Origin of the sequence: Pseudomonas sp. SC11 (assembly GCF_047039205.1) — a bacterium.
Lineage (GTDB): Bacteria > Pseudomonadota > Gammaproteobacteria > Pseudomonadales > Pseudomonadaceae > Aquipseudomonas > Aquipseudomonas boreofloridensis.
The window spans coordinates 3799695-3823834 of sequence record NZ_CP178183.1 but is presented as its reverse complement, the minus strand read 5'-3'; the positions used below and the strand labels follow the sequence as shown (position 1 = coordinate 3823834).

Annotated in this window: 20 protein-coding genes and 2 other RNA genes; 13 read left to right on the top strand and 9 right to left on the bottom strand. The window is 63.9% G+C overall.

Going from position 1 to position 24140, the window contains the following annotated elements:
* Nucleotides 1-60 precede the first annotated feature (60 nt).
* From ligA to ACK2SD_RS16980, 9 genes are all read left to right on the top strand, one after another.
* Nucleotides 61-2391 carry an NAD-dependent DNA ligase LigA gene (gene ligA, locus ACK2SD_RS17020; RefSeq protein WP_412460396.1) on the top strand — a complete coding sequence of 777 codons (2331 nt, stop codon included), beginning with the start codon at nucleotides 61-63 and terminating at the stop codon, nucleotides 2389-2391.
* A 145-nt stretch (nucleotides 2392-2536) separates the two neighbouring features.
* An RNA gene (ffs, locus tag ACK2SD_RS17015) (signal recognition particle sRNA small type) lies at nucleotides 2537-2633 on the top strand.
* Nucleotides 2634-2904: 271 nt separating this feature from the next.
* Entirely contained in the window at nucleotides 2905-3990 is a 1086-nt protein-coding gene (locus tag ACK2SD_RS17010; RefSeq protein WP_412460395.1) for a type I restriction endonuclease, read from the top strand.
* A 617-nt stretch (nucleotides 3991-4607) separates the two neighbouring features.
* Nucleotides 4608-5165, top strand: coding sequence for a hypothetical protein (locus ACK2SD_RS17005; protein WP_412460394.1), 558 nt, complete (start codon nucleotides 4608-4610; stop codon nucleotides 5163-5165).
* 262 nt (nucleotides 5166-5427) lie between these two features.
* Nucleotides 5428-5524: signal recognition particle sRNA small type (ffs, locus tag ACK2SD_RS17000), an RNA gene on the top strand.
* A 225-nt stretch (nucleotides 5525-5749) separates the two neighbouring features.
* On the top strand, nucleotides 5750-6796 hold the full coding sequence (locus ACK2SD_RS16995; protein ID WP_412460393.1) for an N-acetylmuramidase family protein: 1047 nt from the start codon (nucleotides 5750-5752) through the stop codon (nucleotides 6794-6796).
* A gap of 1 nt (nucleotide 6797) precedes the next feature.
* A complete protein-coding gene (locus ACK2SD_RS16990; RefSeq protein ID WP_052191988.1) occupies nucleotides 6798-7418 on the top strand; it encodes a hypothetical protein in 621 nt (206 codons plus the stop codon).
* 86 nt (nucleotides 7419-7504) lie between these two features.
* Nucleotides 7505-7930 carry a hypothetical protein gene (locus ACK2SD_RS16985; RefSeq protein ID WP_412460392.1) on the top strand — a complete coding sequence of 142 codons (426 nt, stop codon included), beginning with the start codon at nucleotides 7505-7507 and terminating at the stop codon, nucleotides 7928-7930.
* A 9-nt stretch (nucleotides 7931-7939) separates the two neighbouring features.
* Complete coding sequence (locus ACK2SD_RS16980) at nucleotides 7940-9880, top strand: hypothetical protein (RefSeq protein ID WP_412460391.1); 1941 nt, start codon at nucleotides 7940-7942, stop codon at nucleotides 9878-9880.
* Here the strand turns inward: ACK2SD_RS16980 and ACK2SD_RS16975 are convergent.
* Nucleotides 9874-10632, bottom strand: a complete 759-nt coding sequence (locus tag ACK2SD_RS16975) for a substrate-binding periplasmic protein (RefSeq protein ID WP_039576447.1) — start codon at nucleotides 10630-10632, stop codon at nucleotides 9874-9876. The two genes, ACK2SD_RS16980 and ACK2SD_RS16975, sit on opposite strands and share 7 nt — an antisense overlap.
* Nucleotides 10633-10760: 128 nt before the next feature.
* On the opposite strand from ACK2SD_RS16975, the gene dnaX reads away from it, so the two are divergent.
* The 3 genes from dnaX (at nucleotide 10761) to recR (ending at nucleotide 13883) form a co-directional block, all read left to right on the top strand.
* A complete protein-coding gene (dnaX, locus tag ACK2SD_RS16970) occupies nucleotides 10761-12800 on the top strand; it encodes a DNA polymerase III subunit gamma/tau (RefSeq protein ID WP_412460390.1) in 2040 nt (679 codons plus the stop codon).
* Between the two features lie 61 nt (nucleotides 12801-12861).
* Entirely contained in the window at nucleotides 12862-13197 is a 336-nt protein-coding gene (locus ACK2SD_RS16965) for a YbaB/EbfC family nucleoid-associated protein (protein WP_029614614.1), read from the top strand.
* A gap of 83 nt (nucleotides 13198-13280) precedes the next feature.
* Nucleotides 13281-13883 (top strand): recombination mediator RecR, encoded by a 603-nt coding sequence (gene recR / locus ACK2SD_RS16960; RefSeq protein WP_039576452.1) that lies wholly within the window; start codon nucleotides 13281-13283, stop codon nucleotides 13881-13883.
* Between the two features lie 57 nt (nucleotides 13884-13940).
* Here the strand turns inward: recR and ACK2SD_RS16955 are convergent, their stop codons facing one another.
* From ACK2SD_RS16955 to gcl, 8 genes are all read right to left on the bottom strand, one after another.
* On the bottom strand, nucleotides 13941-14939 hold the full coding sequence (locus ACK2SD_RS16955; protein ID WP_317871878.1) for a sulfate ABC transporter substrate-binding protein: 999 nt from the start codon (nucleotides 14937-14939) through the stop codon (nucleotides 13941-13943).
* 94 nt (nucleotides 14940-15033) lie between these two features.
* On the bottom strand, nucleotides 15034-15864 hold the full coding sequence (locus ACK2SD_RS16950; RefSeq protein ID WP_029614612.1) for an ion transporter: 831 nt from the start codon (nucleotides 15862-15864) through the stop codon (nucleotides 15034-15036).
* Nucleotides 15865-15910: 46 nt separating this feature from the next.
* Nucleotides 15911-16786, bottom strand: coding sequence for an urea transporter (locus tag ACK2SD_RS16945; protein WP_412460389.1), 876 nt, complete (start codon nucleotides 16784-16786; stop codon nucleotides 15911-15913).
* A 103-nt stretch (nucleotides 16787-16889) separates the two neighbouring features.
* A complete protein-coding gene (pyk, locus tag ACK2SD_RS16940; protein ID WP_412460388.1) occupies nucleotides 16890-18305 on the bottom strand; it encodes a pyruvate kinase in 1416 nt (471 codons plus the stop codon).
* Nucleotides 18302-19576, bottom strand: coding sequence for a glycerate kinase (locus ACK2SD_RS16935; RefSeq protein ID WP_412460387.1), 1275 nt, complete (start codon nucleotides 19574-19576; stop codon nucleotides 18302-18304). The genes pyk and ACK2SD_RS16935 overlap by 4 nt, the downstream gene beginning before the upstream one ends.
* 97 nt (nucleotides 19577-19673) lie before the next feature.
* Nucleotides 19674-20561 (bottom strand): 2-hydroxy-3-oxopropionate reductase, encoded by an 888-nt coding sequence (locus tag ACK2SD_RS16930; RefSeq protein ID WP_116887873.1) that lies wholly within the window; start codon nucleotides 20559-20561, stop codon nucleotides 19674-19676.
* 95 nt (nucleotides 20562-20656) lie between these two features.
* Entirely contained in the window at nucleotides 20657-21481 is an 825-nt protein-coding gene (gene hyi, locus ACK2SD_RS16925; RefSeq protein ID WP_412460386.1) for a hydroxypyruvate isomerase, read from the bottom strand.
* Between the two features lie 48 nt (nucleotides 21482-21529).
* A complete protein-coding gene (gene gcl / locus ACK2SD_RS16920; RefSeq protein WP_412460385.1) occupies nucleotides 21530-23305 on the bottom strand; it encodes a glyoxylate carboligase in 1776 nt (591 codons plus the stop codon).
* Nucleotides 23306-23677: 372 nt separating this feature from the next.
* Between gcl and ACK2SD_RS16915 the strand changes: the two genes are divergently transcribed.
* On the top strand, nucleotides 23678-24118 hold the full coding sequence (locus tag ACK2SD_RS16915) for a GlcG/HbpS family heme-binding protein (RefSeq protein WP_039576471.1): 441 nt from the start codon (nucleotides 23678-23680) through the stop codon (nucleotides 24116-24118).
* Nucleotides 24119-24140: the final 22 nt, after the last annotated feature.

Below are 24140 nucleotides of genomic sequence, written 5' to 3'. Positions count from 1 at the left end.
ACGTCCCCCTGACCCCCACATGACCCAGGCTGCTCTTTTGCTTTTCCAGAGACCTGACCCATGAACGCCGAAAACCGAATCCACGCACTGCGCGCCGAGCTCGACCAGCACAATTACCGTTATTACGTGCTCGACGAGCCCAGCGTGCCTGACGCCGAATACGACCGGCTGTTCAACGAGCTCAAGGCCCTGGAGGCCGAGCACCCGCACCTGGTCACGCCGGACTCGCCCACCCAACGGGTCGGCGGCGCGGCGTTGGCTGCGTTCAGCCAGGTCCGCCACGAGATCCCCATGCTCAGCCTGGGTAACGCCTTCGAGGAGGCCGACCTGCGCGAGTTCGGTCGGCGCGTGGTCGAGGGCCTCGACCAGCGTGAGGCGGTCGATTACAGCTGCGAACCCAAGCTCGATGGCCTGGCGGTGAGCCTTTTGTACCGCAGCGGCCAGTTAGTGCAGGGCGCCACCCGTGGCGACGGCACCACCGGTGAAGACATCAGCACCAACGTGCGCACCATCCGCAACGTGCCGCTCAAACTGCACGGCAAGGGCTGGCCTGAGGTGCTGGAAGTCCGCGGCGAGGTGTACATGAGCAAGGCCGGTTTCGAGCGCCTGAACGCCGCTCAGGCCGAGGTCGGTGGCAAGACCTTCGCCAATCCGCGCAACGCCGCGGCCGGCAGCCTGCGCCAGCTCGACTCGAAGATTACCGCCAGCCGGCCGCTGGAATTCTGCTGCTATGGCGTGGGACAGACCTCGGCCCGTGTCGGTGACAGCCACATCGCCACGCTCGAACAGCTCAAGGTCTGGGGGCTGCCCATCAGTCCCGAGCTCAAGCATGCCGAAGGCATCGAGCAGTGCCTGGCCTATTACCAGGACATCGGCGCACGACGTAACAGCCTGGCTTACGAGATCGATGGCGTGGTGTTCAAGGTCAACAGCCTGGCTGCCCAGCAGGAGCTGGGCTTTCGCGCCCGCGAACCGCGTTGGGCCATCGCCCACAAGTTCCCCGCCATGGAAGAGCTCACCGAGGTGCTGGACGTCGAGTTCCAGGTCGGTCGTACCGGCGCGGTGACGCCGGTCGCACGTCTTAAACCAGTCAAGGTCGCAGGCGTTACCGTGTCCAACGCGACCCTGCACAACATGGATGAGATCGCCCGCCTGGGCCTGCGCATTGGCGACACCGTCATCATCCGCCGCGCCGGCGACGTGATCCCCCAGGTCATGCAAGTGGTGCTGGACCGCCGTCCCGACGACGCCCGTGCGGTGGAGGTGCCCAGCGCCTGCCCGGTGTGCGGTTCGCAGGTGGAGCGCACGCAGTTGGTCAAGCGCAGCAAAGGCCGCGAAACCACCAGCGAAGGCGCGGTGTACCGCTGTGTCGGGCGGCTGGCCTGTGGCGCCCAGCTCAAGCAGGCGATCATTCACTACGTGTCGCGCCGGGCGATGGACATCGACGGTCTTGGCGAGAAAAGCGTCGAACAATTGGTCGATGAGGGCCTGATTCGCTCGCCGGCTGACCTGTACGCGCTCAAGCCCGAGCAAGTCGTCGAGCTCGAAGGCTTCGCCGAAGTGTCCAGCCGCAAGCTGGTCGAGGCCATCGAGGCGAGCAAGCGCCCGACCCTCGCGCGTTTCATCTTCGCGCTGGGCATTCCCGATGTGGGCGAGGAAACCGCCAAGGTGCTGGCCCGCTCGCTGGGCAGCCTGGAGCGGGTGAAGGTGGCGTTGCCGCAGGTGCTGACCTATCTGCCGGACATCGGCCTGGAAGTCGCCCACGAGATTCACAACTTCTTCGAGGACGCGCACAACCGTGACGTCATCGAGCAGTTGCTCGCCAGCGGCATGCAGTTGCAGGACCAGGGCGAGCTGGCGGCCGAGTTCGCCGCCAGTACCACGCTGGCCGGCATGATCGCCAAGCTCGACATCCCCTCGGTCGGCCCGACCGGCGCCGAGAAGCTGGTGGACAAGCTCGGCACCCTCGACAAGATCATCGCCGCCGACGGTATCGACCTGCGCCAGGCGCTCACTACCAAGCAGGCCGACGCCGTGCGTGAGTTCTTCAAGGTCGAGGCCAACCAGCAGCTCGCCCGCGCCATTGAGGCACAGCTCAAGGACTTCGGCATGCACTGGCACAGCGAGAAGAAGACCGCCGACGGCCTGCCTCTGGCCGGCCAGACCTGGGTACTCACCGGCACGCTGGAGCGCATGAGCCGCGACATCGCCAAGGAGAAGCTGGAAAGCCTCGGCGCCAAGGTGGCCGGGTCGGTGTCCGGCAAGACCCATTGTGTGGTCGCCGGCCCCGGCGCCGGTTCGAAGCTGGCCAAGGCCAGCGAGCTGGGAGTCAAGGTGCTGGACGAGGACGCCTTCGTGGCCTTCCTGGCGGAGCAGGGCATCGCGGTGTGAGGGCGACGCACGCCTGCGCGGTCCGTGCTTGAATCGACAAGTCATTGAGAAATGATGGGTTTTTTCACCCGCAACGGTTGTAACTTCCTCACGTAACGGTACAATGGCGCGGCTCGTCACCTGATGAGCTGCGTTATGGTGGCCCCACCGGTCCCCCCGCATTGATTACCCGTTAACCTGGTCAGGCCCGGAAGGGAGCAGCCACAGCGGGAACATCGAGTGCCGGGGTGTGGCTGGTGGGGCCGCCACCTTGCTTTAAGTCCTTAATTCTAGGGGCTTTTCTCTCTAAGAAATTTCGAAGTGAACCAGTGTCATAGCATTCCTATGTGTACACTGTTCTGTGCGATTTGGCTTCGTCAGCTTGGCTCTCCAATACCCTCTCTGGTCAAGTTAGTCTCGACGCTACCTTGTCATTTGCTCATGTAGCGTACTCCCTGGTCTGCCAGAGTGATTTGCAATTGCCAGTACGGTGCTTGTGCTACTAGGATGTGGCATCTGAGCGAGGAGCTAGAAATGGAATTCATCGAGCGACTGAACGCGTTATCAGCCAAGATCCGCCAGCAGGGTCCTGCTATCCAAACTGAAGAGGCGACCAAAATTGCCTTTGTCATGCCCTTCATCAACTCCGTTTTAGGCTACGACGTCTTCGATCCCTCAGAGGTTACGCCTGAGTACATCTGCGACGTGGGGACGAAGAAGGGCGAGAAGATCGACTACGCCATCATGAAGAACGGCGAGATTCAGATATTGATCGAGTGCAAGAAGATCGGGGAGCCGCTGCACATCAATCACGCGAGTCAGCTCTTCCGATATTTTCACGTCACCACTGCCCGTATCTCAATTCTTACCAATGGCCAGGTCTACCGGTTCTTCACCGACCTCGATGCCCCTAATAAGATGGATGAGAAACCGTTCTTGGAACTAGATCTGCTCGACGTGGACGAGCACGCCCTTCCAGAGCTTCAGAAGTTAACCAAATCTGCGTTCGATGTTGACTCGATCATCAGTGCTGCTGGAGAGCTGAAGTACGTTGGCCAGATCAAGAAAGAAATGGCTTCGCAGTTCAGTCAACCGAGTGACGAGTTCGTGAGATTCTTCGCCAGTCGGGTCTATGACGGGATCATTACTCAGAAGGTGAGAGAGCAATTCACCACCCTGACTAGGAAGGCGGCCATCCAGTTTTTAGGGGATCAGATCAACGACAGGCTGAAGTCGGCTATGAGCGGTGCGGTTGAGCCGTCTTATGCGATGGTGGCCGTTCAGACAGCAACAGCACCTGAGTCTGCTGAAGAACGCGACGACGACGATCGAATTCAGACTACCCTCGAAGAGCTGGAGGGTTTCCATATTGTCAAGGCAATTGTCCGGGCGGTCGTGGATGCAAAACGGATCGTTCATCGTGATACCCAAAGTTATTTTGGGATTCTGCTTGATGATAATAATCGTAAACCAATTTGCCGGTTGCACTTCAATCGCAGCCAAAAGTATCTAGGTATCTTCGATGCCAAAAAGAACGAAACGCGCCATCCAATCGAGTCTGTAGATGATATCTACGGATTTGCAGAACAGTTGAAGGGTACCATTTCGTTGTACGAGTAAGCTTGGGTTTCTGGCGGGCACTGATCTATTAGGAATTTCCCGAAGAAATCAGCATACATCACGCGACCTGCCTGAAATCGTCTTACGTTCAGCTACCGAATCAAGCCTCGCCCATGAACCAAACCAATTTTGCCGATTTCGAATATGTCGGTAAACGTAAGTAATCCAGCGAGAGAGGGTTCCAGGCAGAGGTGGAGTAAGCCGTTCCGTGGAGCGTTGGTCGTGTTGATTGAACTGTACTGCCGAAGGCTGATGGCAGTGGTAAGCCCTCTTCCTTGAGCTGCGCATTCATCTACGGCACGACTGATTTCACCGAGTGATCACGCCATGGAATAGACAATGGACAGGATCAACTTAGGTGCGCCCGTTTGCTTGGCTGATGCTCAGCGCACCGGTAGACGGATCTGCTTGTGTCGTCGAATCTGTCTCTGGTGCGCGGGCAGTTACTGAGTGCTATGGAGAGATACGCGTGTAGAGGGCAAGAACTAGGATCAAGCCCTGGTTCTGCGCGAGCCGGAGGCTGAAGAATTAAGCTGGTGGTATCAGTGCACTGCTCATTGTGCGCTCTGGCCGAATTGTTTGGAGTTTCCTTAGCTACTAAAAATTGAGGGCCAGCTATGTGGTTTTGCGAAGGATCGAGAATTGACTGGGCAGCAGTTGGCGCAATTGCCACCGGAGTTGCTGCGTTCATAGCTGTGGGCATATGGGGAGTTGATAAACTACAACGATGGAAAGAGCGAGCCACAAGCGCAAAGCTTTTGGCTCAGATCATGACCACTCCTGTGGGGGCGGCACAGATAGAAATTGCAATTTTGCGACATGCAGTGGTGCCATCCGCTGAGGACCAAACCTACGTCCTAGGGTTGCTGAATTCTCAGGAGATTCGGGTAGATTTCGCGACTAAGACTTCTTTTGTTACTTTTGATTTACCTAACCAATACTTAGACAAGGCCGATCTCTTTAGCGAAGGTATAAACCGGCGAATCGCATATGCGTTGTCTCAAGTAAATAGACTAAAAACTATGGCCAACCTGCTCGCGAAATTGCCTGATTCGGCGCCTGAGAAGGAGATCAATCAGCACGCGCTGGCCGCTCTGAAACAGATCCAAGGCGCCGAAGCGGCGATTGGAGAAGCTTTCCAAGCGCTCCTCGTTGCAAGCAAATCCTACGCATGATCAAACGTGTGCAGCGTAATTGGCGCGGCGCCGCGCCGTAGATGTTTTCAAAAACTATCAGAAGTTGGGGTGCTAAGACTCTTTCTCGTTAAGAGTTGATGCAGAAGTGGTCGAGTAGATTATTCAAACGCTTGATTCGGGAGTGGAGCACTGGCGCACACTTGCAATATTCCCCAATTCTACGTGGGAGTAAAACATCGAGTGGAAATCAGCAGTGTGTCCCAGCTGAAAACCTGCTATGTGAATTTCATTATGGTGGCCCCACCGGTCCCCCCGCATTGATTACCCGTTAACCTGGTCAGGCCCGGAAGGGAGCAGCCACAGCGGGAACATCGAGTGCCGGGGTGTGGCTGGTGGGGCCGCCACCTTTCTGTAGCAGCAAAATCCCTCACTACCTCCTTCGCACCCCCATGCCACCCGCCGCATGCGATTTCGTGCACCCCCTCCCAACTCCAACTGCCGCAACTGGACAACTCAAAACGCCCTTGCTAGTTTCGCCGAGCCATATGTTTCAACGTGTAACTCCGGCGCGAAACTGACATTGAAGTGCTATCACTTCACCCACTCGGCAAGGACGCAATCCCATGAAAAGCTTGCAAGGCCTCCCCAGTCTCATCAGCGCGTCGGTGGGTACGCCCGGCAAGGCGCGCAACGTGCCAGCCGATGTCCAGTGCATTCAATACCTCTTCAACCTGATCGGCACGCAGCTGGGTTTTCCGCTGCCGGAAAATGGCCGCTGCGATAACCAGTTGGTGCAGCGCATCAGCCAATACCAGTTCCGCCAACTCAAGTACGCGCACCCCGATGGGGTAGTGGACCCCCGGGGGCGGACCTTCAACAGCCTCATCGAACAGGCCGTGCGGGTGCCGGTCAAGCTCAGCCCGGCGCTGCGCCTGCCCACCTTCGTCAATGCCTTCGCCAACAACGGCAATGCCCAGGTGCAGGGCACGGTCAATCATTACCTGGACCGGGTACGGGCGATGATCGAGGCCGAGCGGCGCAATCGGGAGATGGTGCTGCAGGTCACCTGCGACGGTAATACCAGCCTCAGCGACACCGACTTCGAGAATGCCGCCAAGCGATTGGGCAACGGGATCTCGGCCAACCTGATCAAAGCCTTCGCCACCGTGGAATCCGGTGGTCGATCAGGCTTCGGTCCGGCCCGGTTGCCGGTGATCGCATTCGAAGGGCATGTTTTTCAACGGTTGACCAAGCACAAGTACGACCAGACCCACCCGCTGCTGTCGTACAAGTATGTGAGAAAGGCCGGACCGCAATGGCAGGTGAACAACAAGGACCAGACCAAGGCCTGGGAAACCATGGCCACAGCCTTCGGGCTGGACCAGGATGCTGCCTTGCAGTCGGCCTCCTGGGGCATGTTCCAGATGATGGGGTTCAACTTCGCCGATTGCGGTCATGCCAATGTGTTCGAATTCGTCGCGGCCATGAAGCTCAACGCCGGCAAGCAACTCGATGGCTTCCTCGGCTTCTGTGCAAAACGCCCAGCCTTCATCAAGGCCGCCAAGAACAAGGATTATGTCGGCATGGCCACCAGTTACAACGGCCCGGACTATGGCGACTACGACGTGCGTATCAAGAAAGCCTACGAAGCACTCGAAGGGAAGAAATGACATGAACCACCTGTTTTCCCGCGCGCTGCACACCGGTGCGGCGCTGCTGCTGGGACTGTCCTGCGCCGTGCAGGCCAGCGCCGCCGAGATCAAGGCCGGTCAGTACGACGCGCTGATGCTGGCGGTCACCCCCGACCACCAGGTCGAGGGCTACTATTCCGAAACCCTGGGTCAAGGCGTCACCCGCACCTGTTCGTTCTACCTCAAAGGGCCGATCAACGGCGACGGCGCCGTGCCGCTGAACACCTGGGAGTACGACAGCTTCCCCGGCAGCCTGAAGGCCACCGCCGACGGGGTTACCCTCACCATCGAAAAGGGCCGGGAACACTCAGGTTGCGCCAGTGTGATGATGCCGCAGATCGCCACCGGGCTGGATCTCAGCCGTTACGCTGAAAAGCCGTGGATCGGCCTGCTCAAGATCAGCGCCGACAAGGCTTATCTGCGCAAGCAGGCGCGCGGCAGCACCAGCAAGCGCCCTTACATCGTCAAAGACGATGTGGTCGGTGTGCTGGCGTTCAAGGACGGTTGGGCCAAGGTCGAGTTCATCAATGACAACGACCGCTCGTTCAGCGGCTGGATCAGCCAGGAACAGTACAGCCGTCTGGTGCCACCCAAGCCTTGAGGCGTGTCGCGGCACCTGCTTTTATCGCCGAACAGGCTTATGATGCGCCTCTCGCAGCCCACCCATTCCTGAGAGAGGTCATCAGCATGGATCAGGTTGACGATCTGACCCGCCAGCGCATTCGTGACTGGCAAGCCCGCCGTCTGCAGATCAAGGATGAGATGGCCAGCCATCCCGAGCGCACCCTCGAACTGTCGACGCTGCTCGATCAGATGGAAGACGAGCACGCGCGCATTCTCGGCGAGGCCACGCCGCTGGCTACCCAGCCTGAAACCCCGGAAGAGGCTGAACAGGTGCCGGGCCTGGCGTTGCGCCTGAGCGTCTCGGCGCGCAGCGCAGCCGACTTGCGCAAGCTGCTGGAACTGGCGCTGCATGAGCTCGACGGTGCGTTGGCTGCCCAGGCGGCCGCGTCGGCTGACAGCCTTCGCCGGTATCCGGGCGGCATGTCCGGCTCGTTGGGCACTTATGCCTATGAACTCCAAGCCACACCCCACCCCGATTCCGCTGAATGACCTGCGCGCATGCAACCTGAACATTACGATTTCGCCACCGCCGCCTTTTTGCCGGTCAGTCTGGAGGTGTGCCAGGCCCTGCTCGACGACGCCAGTGCCCTGGACGGTCTGAGCGACCCGGAGCTGGCTGCGCTGCTGGTGATCCAGAACCTGGCGCAGGCGCGCGAGCAGGTGCTCGATCCGACCGCGGCCGAGCGGGTGCTGGTCAAGCTGTTGCACTGGTCGGTCCATGGTCCGCATTCGGCAGGGGTGACCCTGACGTCCGAGGCGCAGCGCCTGTTCGACGCCCACAAGCTGTATTTCGGCCTGGAACTGCTCAAGGGCTCACGCCTGCACCTGATGGACGCCGAGGAGGTGGCCGAGCGCGCTTACCTGCTGCCCGACGGCACGTGGGACACGCGCTTTCGCGCGCAGCGTCACCAGGCCCACAACCCGTTCAGCCAGCAGGCCATCACCGGCTTCAACAAGGAGCGCTGGCTCACCACCGAGCAGGACAAGCTGCTGCGCGTGCTGCGCGCCAATCCCGACGAGGACCTGCACGTGCAGGGCTACGCCGGCATCGGCAAAAGCTACCTGCTCGGTGCGCTGATCGACTGTCTGCCCAGAGGCCGGGTGCTGGCCCTGGCGCGCACACCGAACAAGCTCGACGCCCTGCGCCGGCGCATTGGCGGCGGCTCGCGCGCCGGCAAGACTTTCGCCGAGTTCGCCCAGGCCCTGATCAGCGGCCCCGGCGGCTATGCGCCGCGCTCGCCAGCGCGGTTGCCGAGCAAGCGTGCGGTCGCCGAACGCCTGGCGATCATGGGCTTTCGTCAGTACGACGGCGAGAAGACCCTGGATATCGCGCTGGAAGTGCTCAAGCGCTACTGCGAATCGCGCGAGCACAGCCTCAGCGCCCAGCACCTGCCGCACTTCGCCCAGGCGTTGAGCCGCGCCGACGCCCAGGTGCTGCTCGAGTACGCCAGTCGCCTGTGGCTTTACGTGCAGGATCATCCCGCCTGGGACCGCCAGACCGGTTTCGCCACGCTGCTGCTGCTCAAGCGCGCCAGCCTGTCCGGCCACAGCGTGCCGAGCCGTTACAGCCATGTGATCGTCGACGAAAGCCAGGACATGCCCGGCCCGCTGCTGCAGATCATCGAGCGCGGTCGTCAGGTGCTGATCACCCTGGGTGACGAGTACCAGCGTGCCGACGGCCCAGGGCTGCGCCGCGGTCGTCAGGTGCGCCAGCGCGACATTGCCTTCTCGGTGCGCTGCGGGCAAAAAGTCGAGAAGTTGATCAATCCGCTGATCGGCATGCACTCGAACAAGTCCAAGCTGGCGTTCGAGGGCGCCGGCAGCGTCGAGGTGGGCATCGAGTACTATCCGCTGGACTTCGTGCCGCCGCCCGGTTGCGTGGTGCTGACCGCTTCGCTGTGGGACTCGATGAAGTGGGCCCTGCAATTGGCCGACAACCAGTGCCAGGTCGGTTTCGCCGACAACCCGGCGATGAAGCGCTTCATGCACAGCGCCGTGCAGTTGTTCCGCGCCGACCTGTATGGCGCAGGCAGCGAGGGCGAGCAGACGCACCCGGCGTTCGCCCATGCGTTGAACTGGCGGCAGGTGCAGGACGAGCATCGCTATGACGAGTCGTTCCTGTGGGTCGAGGCGCGCTTGCAGGCTGGTTTTCGCATCGCCGACCTCAACGCCCTGGCCACGCGCTTCAGTCAGGACCCCGGCAGCCTGCTGCTGATGCCGGCGCAGGAGGCCGGCGGTCAGGAGTTCGACCGCGTGCTGCTGACCCAGGAACTGATGGCGCTCAGCCCGTTCCAGGACGCCTACGCCTTCGACAGCCGCCTGTGCGCGGTGTACATCGCCCTGTCACGGGCGCGCCGCCACCTCTATCTGCCCTATGACGTGGAAGAGTGGGTGGCCTATCACAAAGGCCGCACGTTCCGGCAGTCGCATGGCTATTGATCGGCACTCTGCAGTTCCGCAGCCTGGGTGTAGCGCTGGACGATACGCTCCACTTCGCCGGACTGCTTGAGCCGGACCATGGCGCGCAGCACGCGCTGGGCCGGGATGTTCGGATCGTTGCGCACCATGCAGCCCAGGTCCTGTTCCTCGAGCAGCAACAACGGACGCAGACGCTGCTCGGCCGGTTGCTGACGATTGAACCACTGCAGTGACAACTGGTTGCTCACCGCGTAGCGGTAGCGGCCGGCCTGCAGTTTTTGCAGGGCCAGGTCCTGGTTGCGGCTGTCTTCGCGCTGTAGCAGGTGCTGGGCGAACAGCGGCTGGAGGGCAGGGTAGGTGTAGCCGAGCACGGTGCCGATGGCTTGAGCCGGCAACTGCGCCAGCCCACCGGGCAGGGTGTCGCCGGCACGCCCCACCAGCAGGTCGCGCTGGCGGATCAAAGGCACGCTCCAGATGAAATTGCCCGGGCGCTCATTGAGCCAGTCGCTGGCCACGTAGCAGCGCACATCGATGTCGCCGTCGAGCATCGCCTGTTCCAGGCGCAGGCGCGCCAGCACATGGTACTGCGGGGTGATCTCGGCCTCGCGGGCCACCGCCTGCATCAGGTCGAAGAGAATGCCCTGGACCGGCACCTGATCCTCCAGGCGAATCAAGGGCATGCTCCAGCTTTCGGCGATGGAAAAGCGCATCACCGACGGCTCGGCCAGCGCGCTGGCGCTGCACACGGACAGGATGGCGAGAAATCGGCGCACGTCTACCCTCCAGGTTCATTCACGATTTCAGCGGCGCGTACCGCAGGCGTGCGGCGCAGGGTGCAATTTTGCCCCCGCTCCGCTAGCATTGGCGATCTTCCGCTTGTTCTGGCTGCGATGGTTTTTCGATGAGTTATCAGGTTCTTGCACGTAAATGGCGGCCGCGCTCGTTCCGCGAGATGGTCGGGCAGACCCATGTGCTCAAGGCATTGATCAACGCCCTGGACAACCAGCGCCTGCACCACGCCTATCTGTTCACCGGCACGCGCGGCGTGGGCAAGACCACCATCGCGCGGATCATCGCCAAGTGCCTGAACTGCGAAACCGGCATCACCTCCACCCCCTGCGGCACCTGTTCGGTGTGTCGCGAAATCGACGAGGGCCGCTTCGTCGACCTGATCGAGATCGACGCCGCCAGCCGCACCAAGGTCGAGGATACCCGCGAACTGCTCGACAACGTGCAGTACGCACCGAGCCGCGGGCGCTTCAAGGTCTACCTGATCGACGAAGTGCACATGCTCTCCAGCCATTCCTTCAATGCCTTGCTCAAGACGCTGGAGGAGCCGCCGCCCTACGTCAAGTTCATCCTCGCCACCACCGATCCTCAGAAGCTACCGGCGACCATCCTGTCGCGCTGCTTGCAATTCTCGCTGAAGAACATGAGCCCGGAGCGGGTGGTCGAGCACTTGAGCCACGTGCTTGAGGCCGAAAACGTGCCGTTCGAGCAGGACGCCTTGTGGCTGCTCGGCCGCGCCGCCGACGGTTCGATGCGCGATGCCATGAGCCTGACCGACCAGGCCATCGCCTTCGGCGAGGGCAAGGTGCTGGCCGCCGACGTGCGGGCGATGCTGGGCACGCTGGATCATGGTCAGGTCTACGGCGTGCTTCAGGCGCTGCTCGAAGGCGACGCCCGCGCGCTGCTGGAGGCGGTGCGCGAGCTGGCCGAGCAGGGCCCGGACTGGAGCGGCGTGCTGGCCGAGATGCTCAATGTGCTGCACCGGGTGGCCATTGCCCAGGCGCTGCCCGAGGCGGTGGACAACGGCCAGGGCGACCGTGACAAGGTGCTGGCCCTGGCCGCCGCGCTGCCGGCCGAGGACGTGCAGTTCTATTACCAGATGGGCCTGATCGGCCGACGTGACCTGCCCCTGGCACCGGAGCCGCGCGGCGGCTTCGAGATGGTCCTGCTGCGCATGCTGGCGTTTCGTCCGGCCGATGCCGACGACGCCCCGAAACCGGTGCTAAAGCCGGTGGGGATCAGCCAGGCCACAGCTGATCCCGCCCAGCCGGTGGCGACGGTGGCGGTTGCCGAGGCGCCTGCGCCGGTCGTCGCGCCGGCCCCGGCGCCGGCCGTCGAAGCGCCGCTGCCCGCCGAGCCTGCGGTACCGGTACAAGCCGAACCCGAACCCGTCGCCCAGGACGAACCTGACGTCGAGCCCGCCGCTGAACACGCTGTCGAGGAGGTGATCGACCTGCCGTGGGAAGCGGCCGTGGCGCCTGAGCCCCAAGCGCCTGCGCCTGTCGCGGCTCCCGCCCCGGTCCAACCGCCGCGTGGCCAGCCTGATTACGACGAGCCGCCCTTCGATCCAGGCGCCTATGCGTCGGTCGGGATGGAACGCGACGACGACGGCCCGGATGACGACTACTACGCGCCCGAAGCCGACCCGGCCAGCTTCACCTACCTGGACGAACTGGCCGAGCACGTGCACGAAGCCGAACCGCTCACCCCGCCCGAGCCGCTGCCAGCGGCCCAGCCGGCCACCGGGCTGGCCCTGCAGTGGCTGGAATTATTCCCGCACTTGCCGGTCTCGGGTATGACAGGCAACATCGCCGCGAACTGCACGCTGATCCGCGCCGAAGGCGACGACTGGCTGCTGCACCTGGACCCGGGGCAGGGCGCACTGTTCAACAGTACCCAGCAACGGCGCCTGAACGAAGCGCTCAACCAGCACCTGGGGCGCAGCCTGCGCCTGCAGATCGAGCTGATTCGCCCCGAGCAGGAAACCCCGGCCCAGGCCGCGGCGCGCAAGCGCGCCGAGCGTCAGCACGACGCCGAGGTGTCGATCGAGCAAGACCCGCTGGTCCAGCAGATGATCCAGCGGTTCGGCGCACGCGTGCGCCACGATACAATCGAACCCGTGGAGACCACCCAGGCCAGTCCTGGGCAGTGAACGAACACCCTGCACCCGACCCAGAGCCGGGTGCATACATGACCCAATCGAGGATTTCCCCATGATGAAAGGTGGCATGGCCGGCCTGATGAAGCAGGCCCAGCAGATGCAGGAAAAAATGGCCAAGATGCAGGAAGAACTGGCCAATGCGGAAGTCACCGGTCAGTCCGGCGCCGGCCTGGTCAGCGTGGTGATGACCGGTCGTCACGACGTCAAGCGGGTCAATATCGACGCCAGCCTGATGACCACCGACCCGGACGACAAGGAAGTGCTCGAGGACCTGATCGCTGCGGCGCTGAACGACGCCGTGCGCAAGATCGAGCAGAACAGCCAGGACAAGATGGGCAACATGACCGCTGGCATGCAACTGCCGCCGGGCTTCAAGATGCCGTTCTGAGGGGTTCTCGGACACCTACAGGGAGCACGGTCCTCTGACCGCTGCTCCCTTCTTCATTCTGCACCACTGACAGGCCTGTCCCCATGAGCTTCAGCCCTTTGATCCGCCAACTGATCGACGCCCTGCGCGTGCTCCCCGGCGTCGGCCAGAAAACCGCCCAGCGCATGGCCCTGCAGTTGCTCGAACGCGACCGCAGCGGCGGCACGCGCCTGGCCCAGGCCCTTGGCCAGGCCATGGAGGGCGTTGGCCACTGTCGCCAGTGCCGCACCCTCACCGAGCAGGAACTGTGCCCGCAATGCGCCGACCCACGGCGCGACGACACCCAACTGTGCGTGGTGGAAGGGCCGATGGACGTGTATGCGGTGGAACAGACCGGCTATCGCGGCCGCTACTTCGTGCTCAAGGGGCACCTGTCGCCGCTCGACGGCCTCGGCCCCGAGGCCATCGGCATTCCACAGTTGATGGCGCGCATAGAAGAGCAGGGCACCTTCACCGAGGTGATCCTGGCGACCAACCCGACCGTGGAGGGCGAGGCCACCGCGCACTACATCGCCCAGTTGCTGGCCGAGAAGGGCCTGACCGCTTCGCGCATCGCCCACGGCGTGCCGCTGGGTGGCGAGCTGGAACTGGTCGATGGCGGCACGCTGGCGCATGCCTTTGCGGGCCGTCGACCGATTTCGCTCTAGCGTCAAGCGGCCCCGTCGCGGCAGCCAGGTGCTGCCGCGACGGGGCCAGCGGCCTGATTACTGGCCGGTGTAGATCTGGTCGAACACGCCACCGTCGTTGAAGTGGGTCTTCTGCACGGTGCGCCAGTCGCCGAAGGTCTTCTCCACCGAGAGGAAATCGACTTTCGGGAAGCGGTCGGTGTACTTGGCCAGAACCGTGGCATCGCGCGGGCGCAGGTAGTTCTGAGCGGCGATCTCCTGGGCCGCCGGCGACCACAGGTATTTCAGGTATTCCTCGGCCACGGCCTGGGTGCCCTTCTTGGCCACCACCTTGTCGACCACGCTGACCGGCGGCTCGGCCTCGGCCGACACGCTCGGGTAGACCACCTCGAATTGATCGCGGCCAAATTCGCGGGCGATCATCTCCGCCTCGTTCTCGAAGGTCACCAACACGTCGCCGATCTGGTTGGTCATGAACGTGGTGGTGGCGGCGCGACCCCCGGTGTCGAGCACCGGCGCCTGCTTGAACAGCTTGCCGACGAACTCGCGCGCCTTGGCCTCGTCACCGCCCTGCTTGAGCACATAGCCCCAGGCCGAGAGGTAGGTGTAGCGGCCGTTGCCCGAGGTCTTGGGGTTCGGCACGATCACCTGGACGCCGTCCTTGAGCAGGTCCGGCCAGTCTTTCAGGGCCTTGGGGTTGCCCTTGCGCACGATGAACACGGTGGCCGAGGTGAAGGGCGCACTGTTGTTCGGCAGACGGCTGACCCAGTTGTCCGGGATCAGCTTGCCGTTGTCGACCAGCGCGTTGATGTCGGTGGCCATGTTCATGGTGATCACATCGGCCGGCAGGCCGTCGATCACCGCGCGCGCCTGTTTGCTCGAGCCGCCGAAGGACATCTGCACATTGACCTTCTCCTGGTGCTCTTGCTCCCAGTGCTTCTGGAATGCCGGGTTGTAGTCCTTGTAGAAGTCGCGCATCACGTCGTAGGACACGTTCAGCAGCGTCGGTGCGGCCTGGGCCAGCGTGCCCAGCGTAAGCCCGGCGACGAGCAGCGAGGCACTGAAGAGTTTTTTCACAGCGGGCGATCCTTGTTGTGAGTGAAAGTTTGGCAATTTGCCAGCAACTATAACCGTGGGTTCTTGCGCCTTTAAAGACCGAAACGGACTTTGCTTATGCCTGCCCGGTCTTGGGAAACAACGGGTTGCCGCAGCGCGAGCAGAATGCCGCCGCCGGCTCGTGGGTATTCTTGGCACAGGTGGGGCAGTCGTGGCGCAACTGCTCGCCGCGCATGGCGTTGGCCAACTCGGCGGTGAAGATGCCGGTGGGCACCGCGATGATCGAGTAACCGATGATCATCACCATCGAGGACACCACCTGGCCAAGCGGCGTCCTGGGCACGATGTCGCCGAAGCCCACGGTGGTCAGGGTGACGATGGCCCAGTAGATACCCTTGGGAATACTGGTGAACCCATGTTCGGGGCCTTCGATCACGTACATCAGCGTGCCGAACACCGTCACCAGGGTCGAGACGCTGACCAGGAACACGATGATCTTCTGCTTGCTGCCGCGCAGTGCATCGAGCAGGTAGTGCGCTTGCTTGAGGTAGGGGCCGAGCTTGAGCACGCGGAAAATGCGCAACATGCGGATGACCCGCACGATCAGCAGGTACTGGGCGTCGCTGTAGTACAGTGCGATGATCCCCGGCACGATGGCCAGCAGGTCGACCAGCCCGTAGAAGCTGAAGGCGTAGCGCAGCGGCTTGGGCGAGCAGTACAGGCGCGTCAGGTATTCGGCGAGGAAGATCGCCGTGAAGCCCCACTCGATGCCTGCCAGCAAGCCTGAGTAACTGCGGTGCACCTCGTCGATGCTGTCGAGAATGACCGTGACCAGGCTGGCGAGGATGATCAGCAGCAGGGTTTTGTCGAAGCGTCGGCCAGCCACCGTGTCGGACTGGAAGACGATGACGTAGAGCCGCTCGCGCAGGCTCGCAGGTGTGTCCATCTGAAGCGTTCCATAGGGCGTAACGGCTGAGCCTATGGCCTGGCTCTCAGCCGTGCAAGCGTTGCACGTTGCGCCGCCGCGCGAGCCCGGCGAGATGGCCGCCCAGGTGCATCAGCCAGCAGGCGATGACGAAGGGTGCGGTGAGCGACGGCAGCGCGGCATGCGCGAACAGGGCCTGCACCAGCAGGGCCAGGGCGATGGCCAGCAGGGTGACCCAAGGACGCTCACCGTGCCGGCTGAACGCCAGCCCCCCCAGGGCGGTGTTGAAACCGTACAGCCCCAGCGCCGCGGCCTGCGGCTGGTCGGCCAGCAGGGCCGCGCCACTGCCGAGCGTCGAGCCGAGCACGGCCCAGAGCGCCGCGTAGGGATGGGCTATCAGCAGGCCGAGTACGATCAACAGTCCGGCCAGCGGCGCGTCCAGCAGGAACACCTGGCCCAGCCCGCGCAGCACGCCTTGCACGGGTTCGCTCGCCACCACCACGGACGCGGCGGGTTCGGCGAGTACCAGGGCCGCCCAGCCCAGGAGCACGAACGGCGCCGTGTAGGCCGTCAGCAAGGGCCCGCCGCGCTTGCGCCATTGGTGCGTGAGCATGCTCGACAGGCCCCCGGCAGCGAGAATCAAGGGCGGCAGGATGGCCGACCACGGCAGTACGGCGCTGATCAGCAGGCCGATCAGCACGCCGTTGTAGCTGTACAGCCCGGCCTGGCGGTCGGCGCGCTCGTAGCCTCGGCGTTGTGCCGTGAGCAGCCCGGCGAGCGCGCCGAGCAGGGCGCCGCCGACCAGGGCCGGCGCCGTGAGCAGGATGGCCAGCAGGCAGCACACGCCGCACAGGGGATTGCGCAGCAGCAGGACCTGGCTGAAGCCGTTGAGCAGGGCCGTGGCCCAGTCGGGGCACGGGTTGACGAAGTTCTTGGTGTACATGGGGCAGTCAGTGAAGGTGGCAGGAAGGCGCTGGGCCTCTTCGGGCCTCGGTTTTGCGCCGTGTCGTGGTGCGCTGCGCGGCGGCGGGTAGCCGCCCCGGCAGTCAGATCAGGGTCTCGATCCTCAAGGTGTTGGTGGTGCCCGGTTTGCCGAAGGGCACCCCGGCGGTAATCAGCAAGGTATCGCCGCGACAGGCCATACCTTGGGCCTGGGCGATCTCCAGCGCTGTCGAACAGATTTCGTCGACCTGATGCAGGCGGTCGTTGACCACCGAATGCACGCCCCAGGTCAGGCTCAGGCGTCGGGCGGTGCGCAGGTTGGGCGTCAGGTTGAGGATCGGCGCCGTCGGCCGTTCGCGCGCGGCACGCAGGGTCGAGCCGCCCGACTCGCTGTAGTTGACCAGCACCGCCACCGGCAGGATGGCGCTGATACGGCGGATGGCGCAGCTGATGGCGTCCGACACCGTGGCCTCGGCCTTGGGCCGGGCGACGTCGAGCTGGGCCTGGTAGTCCGGGCCGTTCTCCACCTGGCGAATGATCTTGCTCATCATCTGCACCGCTTCCATCGGGTAGTCGCCGGACGCCGTCTCGGCCGACAGCATCACCGCATCGGCGCCTTCGGCCACGGCATTGGCCACATCGGTGACCTCGGCGCGGGTCGGCGCCGGAGAAAAGCGCATGGACTCGAGCATCTGCGTGGCCACCACCACTGGCTTGCCCAACTGGCGGCAGGTGCCGATGATGCGTTTCTGGATCTGCGGCACCTGCTCGGCCGGCACTTCCACACCCAGGTCGCCACGGGCGATCATGATCGCATCGGCCAGTTCGGCGATGGCCTGCAGGTGCTCCACCGCCGAAGGCTTCTCGATCTTGGCCATCAGGTAGGCACGCTCGCCGATCAGTTGCCGGGCCTCGACGATATCCTCCGGGCGCTGCACGAACGACAACGCCACCCAGTCCACCCCCAGCTCCAGGCCGAAGGCCAGGTCGCGGCGGTCCTTGTCGGTGAGTGGCGAGAGGTCGAGCAGCGCCTGGGGCACATTGACACCCTTGCGGTCGGACAACTCGCCCCCGGCCAGCACCTCGGTATCGATGGCCTCGGCGTGCTTGGCGACAACCCGCAGGCGCAGCTTGCCGTCGTCCAGCAGCAGGTCCATGCCCGGCTGCAACGCCGCGATGATCGCCGGGTGCGGCAGGTTGACCCGCTGGCTGTCGCCCGGTGTCTCGTCCAGGTCCAGGCGCAGGTGCTGGCCGCGCTGCAAGTGCACCTGGCCTTCGGCGAAGCGCCCGACGCGCAGCTTCGGCCCTTGCAAGTCCATGAGGATGCCCAGCGGCCGGTTCATCTGCTGCTCGACCTCGCGGATCCACTGGTAGCGCAGGGCGTGGTCGGCGTGCTCGCCGTGGCTGAAGTTAAGGCGAAACAGGTTGACCCCGGCCTCGACCAGTTGGCGCACCGCGTCGCGGCTGCCGATGGCAGGCCCCAGGGTCGCGAGGATCTTCACTTTCTTGTCGAGCGTCATGGATGCGGGGCCTCGAGAATCAGAATGGCGCGGAAGTCGTTGACGTTGGTGCGGGTCGGTTCGGTGACGACCAGGGCGTCGAGTGCGGCGAAGTAGCCGTAGCCGTCGTTGTCATCCAGCGCGGCGCTGCTCGACAGGCCCAGGGCCTGGGCGCGGTCGTAGGTGTCCGGGGTCATCAAGGCGCCGGCGTTGTCTTCCGAACCGTCGATACCGTCGGTGTCGCCGGCCAGGGCATAGACGCCGGGCAGTCCCTTGAGGCTGTCGGTGAGGCTCAGCAGGAATTCGGCATTGCGCCCGCCGCGGCCGGTGCCGCGCACGGTGACGGTGGTCTCGCCGCCGGACAGAATCACGCAGGGCGGCTTGAGCGGCTGGCCATGCAGGACGATCTGTCGGGCGATGCCGGCATGCACCTTGGCCACCTCGCGCGCCTCGCCCTCCAGGTCGCCGAGGATCAGTGGGCTGAAGCCGGCCCGGCGGGCGGCGACTGCGGCGGCTTCCAGGGATTGCTGGGGCTTGGCGATCAGTTGGAAATGGCTGCGACTGAGCGCCGGGTCGCCTGGCTTGACGGTTTCCGACGCGGGGTCGTGCAGCCAGTCGATCACGGCCTGCGGCGCGTCGATGGCGTAGCGCTTGAGAATCGCCAAGGCGTCGGCCGAGGTGCTGGGATCGGCCACGGTCGGCCCGGAGGCAATGACCGTGGCCAGGTCGCCCGGCACATCGGAAATGGCGTAGGTGTAGACACTGGCGGGCCAGCAGGCCTTGGCCAGACGCCCACCCTTGATCGCCGAGAGGTGCTTGCGCACGCAGTTCATCTCGCCGATGGTGGCGCCGGACTTGAGCAGCGCCTTGTTCACCTGCTGCTTGTCCGCCAGGCTCAGCCCCGCGGCGGGCAGCGCCAACAGCGCGGAGCCGCCACCGGACAGTAGAAAGATGACCCGGTCTTTTTCAGTCAGGTCGCTCACCAGCGCCAGCACCCGCGTGGCCACGGCCAGCCCGGCCGCGTCGGGCACCGGATGGGCCGCTTCGACCACTTCGATGTTCTGGCAGCGTGCGCCGTGCCCGTAGCGGGTGACCACCAGTCCGCTGACCTCACCCTGCCAGCACTGCTCGACCACTTCGGCCATGGCCGCCGCAGCCTTGCCCGCGCCGATGACGATGACCCGCCCACTGCGATCGGCAGGCAGATGGCCCTCAAGGACCTGACGAGGATGTGCAGCCGCAATGGCCGTTTCAAACAATTCGAGCAGACGTTTCTGTGCATCGACCAACATGGCACTCTCCTAAGCGGCAAGCTACAAGCTGCAAGCTGCAAGCCGATCTGCTTTATCTTGCAGCTTGTAGCTTGCCGCTTGCCGCTCGAGTCTGCGGCTAGTCGCGAATGGAAAAGTTGGCCATGTGCTCGAGGCCTTTGATCAGCGCCGAGTGGTCCCAGTTGCCGCCGTCCAGGGCCTGGCAGGTGTTGAACACCTGCTGGGCGTTGGCGGTGTTGGGCAGGTTGATGCCCAGCTCCTTGGCGCCCTGCAGGGCCAGGTTGAGGTCTTTCTGGTGCAGGTTGATGCGGAAACCTGGATCGAAGGTGCCCTTGATCATGCGCTCGGCGTGTACCTCGAGAATCTTCGAGGAGGCGAAGCCGCCCATCAGCGCCTCGCGCACCTTGGCCGGGTCGGCGCCATTTCTGGCAGCGAACAACAAGGCTTCGGCCACCGCCTGGATATTCAGGGCGACGATGATCTGGTTGGCCACCTTGGCGGTCTGGCCGTCGCCGCTGCCGCCGACGCGGGTGATGTTCTTGCCCATGGCCTGGAACAGCGGCAGGGCGCGCTCGAAGGCCTTTTCGCAACCCCCGACCATGATGCTCAGGGTCGCGGCCTTGGCACCGACCTCGCCGCCTGAGACCGGCGCGTCCAGGTAGGCTGCGCCGCTGCGCTCGATCTTCTCGGCGAAAGCCTTGGTGGCGGTGGGCGAAATCGAGCTCATGTCGATCACCACCTTGTTCGGGCCGACGCCTTCGGCGACGCCCTGCTCGCCGAACAGTACCCCCTCGACCTGCGGCGTGTCGGGCACCATGACGATGATGAACTCGGCCTCCTGGGCCACTTCCCTGGGGTTGGCCAGGGCCACCGCGCCGGCGGCGATCAGGTCGGCGGGGGCCGCTGAGTGGTGGGTGGAGACGAACAGGCTGTGACCTGCCTTTTGCAGGTTCTGGGCCATGGGCTTGCCCATGATGCCGGTGCCGATGAAGCCGATCTTGGCCATGAGAATGTGCCTCTTTTTATTGGAGTTGTGGGTAGCTGATCGCGGAGCTGCCACGAAACCCTGTGGGAACGGACTTGCCCCGCGAATGCGTTCGGTCAGGCGATGGAGGTGTCTGTGCGGGCGCTTTCGCGAGACACGCCCGCGCCCACCTGGGTCTTCAGCCAGCCCAGGCCGGCTTCGGTCGTGGTCAGCGGCTTGTACTCGGCGCCCACCCATCCCTGGTAGCCGATCCGGTCCAGGTGCTCGAACAGGAAGCGGTAGTTGATCTCGCCGGTGCCGGGCTCGTGGCGACCGGGGTTGTCGGCCAGTTGCACGTGGTTGATCAGCGCCAGGTTGGCTTGCAGCGTGCGCGCCAGGTCGCCTTCCATGATCTGCATGTGGTAGATGTCGTATTGCAGGTACAGGTTGGCACTGCCGACTTCGGCCTGGATCTCCAGAGCCTGCGCCGTGGTGTTCAGGTAGAAGCCGGGGATGTCACGGGTGTTGATCATCTCCATGACCAGACGGATACCGGCGGCCTGGAGTTTGTCGGCGGCGTACTGGAGGTTGGCGACGAAGGTCTGGCGCACGCTGGCCTCGTTCGCCGCAGGCGGACGGATGCCGGCCAGGGCGTTGACCTGGGTATTGCCCAGCACCTTGGCGTAGTCGATGGCCTTGTCGACGCCGGCGCGGAATTCCTCGACCCGGTCCGGGTGGCAGGCGATGCCGCGCTCGCCGCTGGCCCAGTCGCCGGCGGGCAGGTTGAACAGCACCTGGGTCAGGCCATGGGCCTGCAGCTCGCGCTGGATGTCGTGGGCGCTGAAGTCGTAGGGGAACAGGTATTCGACACCGCTGAAGCCCGCGTCGGCGGCGGCCTTGAAGCGGGCCAGGAAGTCATGTTCGGTGAACAGCATGGACAGGTTGGCGGCAAAGCGCGGCATGGGAGTCTCCTTGCGTGGGCAGGCCCCGCCTGGGCGGGGCGTGGGCAGTCAGTCGAGCAGCGAGAGGGCGGTCGGCGCGTCGTTGCCGACCAGCGCCAGGTCTTCGAATTCGTTGACCGCATTGATCTCGGTGCCCATGGAAATATTGGTCACGCGCTCGAGTATCACCTCGACCACCACCGGTACGCGCAACTGCTGGGCCATTTCCTGCGCCTTGCGCAGGGCCGGGGCGATGTCGTTCGGCTCGAACACCCGCAGTGCCTTGCAGCCCAGGCCCTCGACCACCGCGACGTGGTCCACGCCGTAGTTGCCGGCCTCGGTGGCGTTGATGTTCTCGAAGGCGAGTTGAACACAGTAGTCCATGTCGAAGCCACGCTGGGCCTGGCGGATCAGGCCGAGGTAGGCGTTGTTCACCAGCACGTGGACATAGGGCAGGTTGAACTGCGCGCCCACGGCCAGTTCCTCGATCATGAACTGGAAATCGTAGTCGCCCGACAGCGCCACCACCTGGCGCCCAGGATCGGCCTTGACCACGCCGAGGGCGGCGGGGATGGTCCAGCCCAGCGGGCCGGCCTGGCCGCAGTTGATCCAGTGCCGTGGCTTGTACACATGCAGGAACTGCGCGCCAGCGATCTGCGACAGGCCGATGGTGCTGACATAGCAGGTGTCCTTGCCGAACACCTGGTTCATCTCCTGGTACACCCGCTGCGGCTTGACCGGCACCTGGTCGAAGTGGGTCTTGCGTTGCAGGCTGGCCTTGCGCTGCTGGCAGTCCTGCAACCAGTCCTTGCGGCACTTGAGCTTGCCGGCCGCCTGCCACTCGCGGGCCACCTCGATGAATGCATCGAGCGCCGCGCCGGCATCGGAGACGATCCCCAGGTCCGGGGTGAACACCCGGCCGATCTGGGTGGGCTCGATGTCCACGTGAATGAAGCGGCGGCCCTCGGTGTAGACCTCCACGGAGCCGGTATGGCGGTTGGCCCAGCGGTTGCCGATGCCGAACACCAGGTCGGATTTGAGCAAAGTGGCATTGCCGTAGCGGTGCGAGGTTTGCAGCCCGACCATGCCGACCATCTGCGGATGATCGTCGGGCAGGCAGCCCCAGCCCATCAAGGTCGGAATCACCGGCACGCCGGTCAGTTCGGCGAATGCCACCAGCTTGTCGCTGGCATCGGCATTGATGATGCCGCCACCGGCCACCAACAGCGGGCGTTCGGCGTCGTTGAGCAGTGCCAGGGCCTTTTCCGCCTGGATGCGCGTGGCCGAGGGCTTGTGCACCGGCAGCGGTTCGTAGGCTTCGATGTCGAACTCGATCTCGGCCATCTGCACGTCGAACGGCAAATCGATCAGCACCGGGCCGGGGCGGCCGCTGCGCATTTCGTGGAAGGCTTTCTGGAAGGCGTAGGGCACCTGGCCTGGCTCCAGCACGGTGGTCGCCCACTTGGTCACCGGCTTGACGATGCTGGTGATGTCCACCGCCTGGAAGTCTTCCTTGTGCAGGCGCGAGCGCGGCGCCTGGCCGGTGATGCAGAGGATGGGGATGGAGTCGGCCGAGGCACTGTACAGGCCGGTGACCATGTCGGTGCCGGCAGGACCGGAGGTGCCGATGCACACCCCGATGTTGCCGGGGTTGGCGCGGGTATAGCCTTCAGCCATGTGCGAGGCCCCTTCGACATGGCGGGCGAGGACGTGATCGATGCCGCCAACCTTCTTCAGGGCCGAGTACAGCGGGTTGATCGCCGCGCCGGGAATGCCGAAGGCGGTGTCGACGCCTTCCCGGCGCATGACCAGTACGGCGGCATCGATTGCTCTCATTTTGCTCATGTCTTGTGCCTCATTTATTTTGTAATTGTATACAACACGACTTGCGGACGAGTGTATTCATGGTCTGAGTTCAAGGTCAATGGGTTTTCATCGGATGCTCAGCAGATCGAATCGATGAGTGGGCGTAGCGCTTGATTGGTGCTGCTTTGCAGCCCTGTCGCGACACCAGGCCGCTCCCCTATCTACCGTGTGAGCTCAGGTTTTCGGGCAATTCTCGCGGACGGCTGCGGGCTGCAAGAGGGGCACGACGCAGTGTGAACGTGCCGGAGCGCCAGCCTAATTGATCGAAATTATTGTATACAAATATCTATTATTCTGTGCTCTATTGGTTCGCCTGCATTCCGGCTCCACACAACAATAAAAGGACCTCCCATGACTGCACTCACCCTCAACGTCGCCAACACCCTGGTCCACGCCGCGCTCTGCGCTGGACGCCGGATCGACGCGGCCCCTCTCACCGTGGCCGTGCTGGACGCCGGCGGGCATCTGCTGGCCTTGCAGCGCGAGGACGGGGCCAGCCTGCTGCGTCCGCAACTGGCCACGGCCAAGGCCTGGGGCGCGGTGGCGCTGGGCAAGGGGTCGCGCCTGCTGGCGCTGGACGCGCAGCAGCGCCCGGCGTTCTTCGCCGCGCTCAACGGGCTGGGTGACGGCGCCGTGGTACCGGCGCCGGGAGGCGTGCTGATTCGCGATCAGGCCGGCACGGTGCTGGGCGCGCTGGGCATCAGTGGCGATACCTCGGATGTCGACGAGCAGTGCGCGATCAGTGCGATCGAGTCGCTGGGCTTGCGCGCAGATGCGGGCGCGGCGGTGTGAGCCGGCGGGCAGTGTCGGGCCC

Excerpts from the sequence above, each read along its gene's own strand:
- ACK2SD_RS16990 (WP_052191988.1), top strand. The coding sequence starts at position 6,798 with ATGAACCACCTGTTTTCCCGCGCGCTGCACACCGGTGCGGCGCTGCTG.
- ACK2SD_RS16965 (WP_029614614.1), top strand. The coding sequence starts at position 12,862 with ATGATGAAAGGTGGCATGGCCGGCCTGATGAAGCAGGCCCAGCAGATG.
- hyi (WP_412460386.1), bottom strand. The coding sequence starts at position 21,481 with ATGCCGCGCTTTGCCGCCAACCTGTCCATGCTGTTCACCGAACATGAC.
- ACK2SD_RS16980 (WP_412460391.1), top strand. The coding sequence starts at position 7,940 with ATGCAACCTGAACATTACGATTTCGCCACCGCCGCCTTTTTGCCGGTC.
- dnaX (WP_412460390.1), top strand. The coding sequence starts at position 10,761 with ATGAGTTATCAGGTTCTTGCACGTAAATGGCGGCCGCGCTCGTTCCGC.
- ACK2SD_RS16995 (WP_412460393.1), top strand. The coding sequence starts at position 5,750 with ATGAAAAGCTTGCAAGGCCTCCCCAGTCTCATCAGCGCGTCGGTGGGT.
- pyk (WP_412460388.1), bottom strand. The coding sequence starts at position 18,305 with ATGACGCTCGACAAGAAAGTGAAGATCCTCGCGACCCTGGGGCCTGCC.
- ACK2SD_RS16950 (WP_029614612.1), bottom strand. The coding sequence starts at position 15,864 with ATGGACACACCTGCGAGCCTGCGCGAGCGGCTCTACGTCATCGTCTTC.
- ACK2SD_RS17010 (WP_412460395.1), top strand. The coding sequence starts at position 2,905 with ATGGAATTCATCGAGCGACTGAACGCGTTATCAGCCAAGATCCGCCAG.
- gcl (WP_412460385.1), bottom strand. The coding sequence starts at position 23,305 with ATGAGCAAAATGAGAGCAATCGATGCCGCCGTACTGGTCATGCGCCGG.
- ACK2SD_RS16935 (WP_412460387.1), bottom strand. The coding sequence starts at position 19,576 with ATGTTGGTCGATGCACAGAAACGTCTGCTCGAATTGTTTGAAACGGCC.
- ACK2SD_RS16945 (WP_412460389.1), bottom strand. The coding sequence starts at position 16,786 with ATGTACACCAAGAACTTCGTCAACCCGTGCCCCGACTGGGCCACGGCC.
- recR (WP_039576452.1), top strand. The coding sequence starts at position 13,281 with ATGAGCTTCAGCCCTTTGATCCGCCAACTGATCGACGCCCTGCGCGTG.
- ACK2SD_RS17005 (WP_412460394.1), top strand. The coding sequence starts at position 4,608 with ATGTGGTTTTGCGAAGGATCGAGAATTGACTGGGCAGCAGTTGGCGCA.
- ACK2SD_RS16915 (WP_039576471.1), top strand. The coding sequence starts at position 23,678 with ATGACTGCACTCACCCTCAACGTCGCCAACACCCTGGTCCACGCCGCG.
- ACK2SD_RS16930 (WP_116887873.1), bottom strand. The coding sequence starts at position 20,561 with ATGGCCAAGATCGGCTTCATCGGCACCGGCATCATGGGCAAGCCCATG.
- ACK2SD_RS16985 (WP_412460392.1), top strand. The coding sequence starts at position 7,505 with ATGGATCAGGTTGACGATCTGACCCGCCAGCGCATTCGTGACTGGCAA.
- ligA (WP_412460396.1), top strand. The coding sequence starts at position 61 with ATGAACGCCGAAAACCGAATCCACGCACTGCGCGCCGAGCTCGACCAG.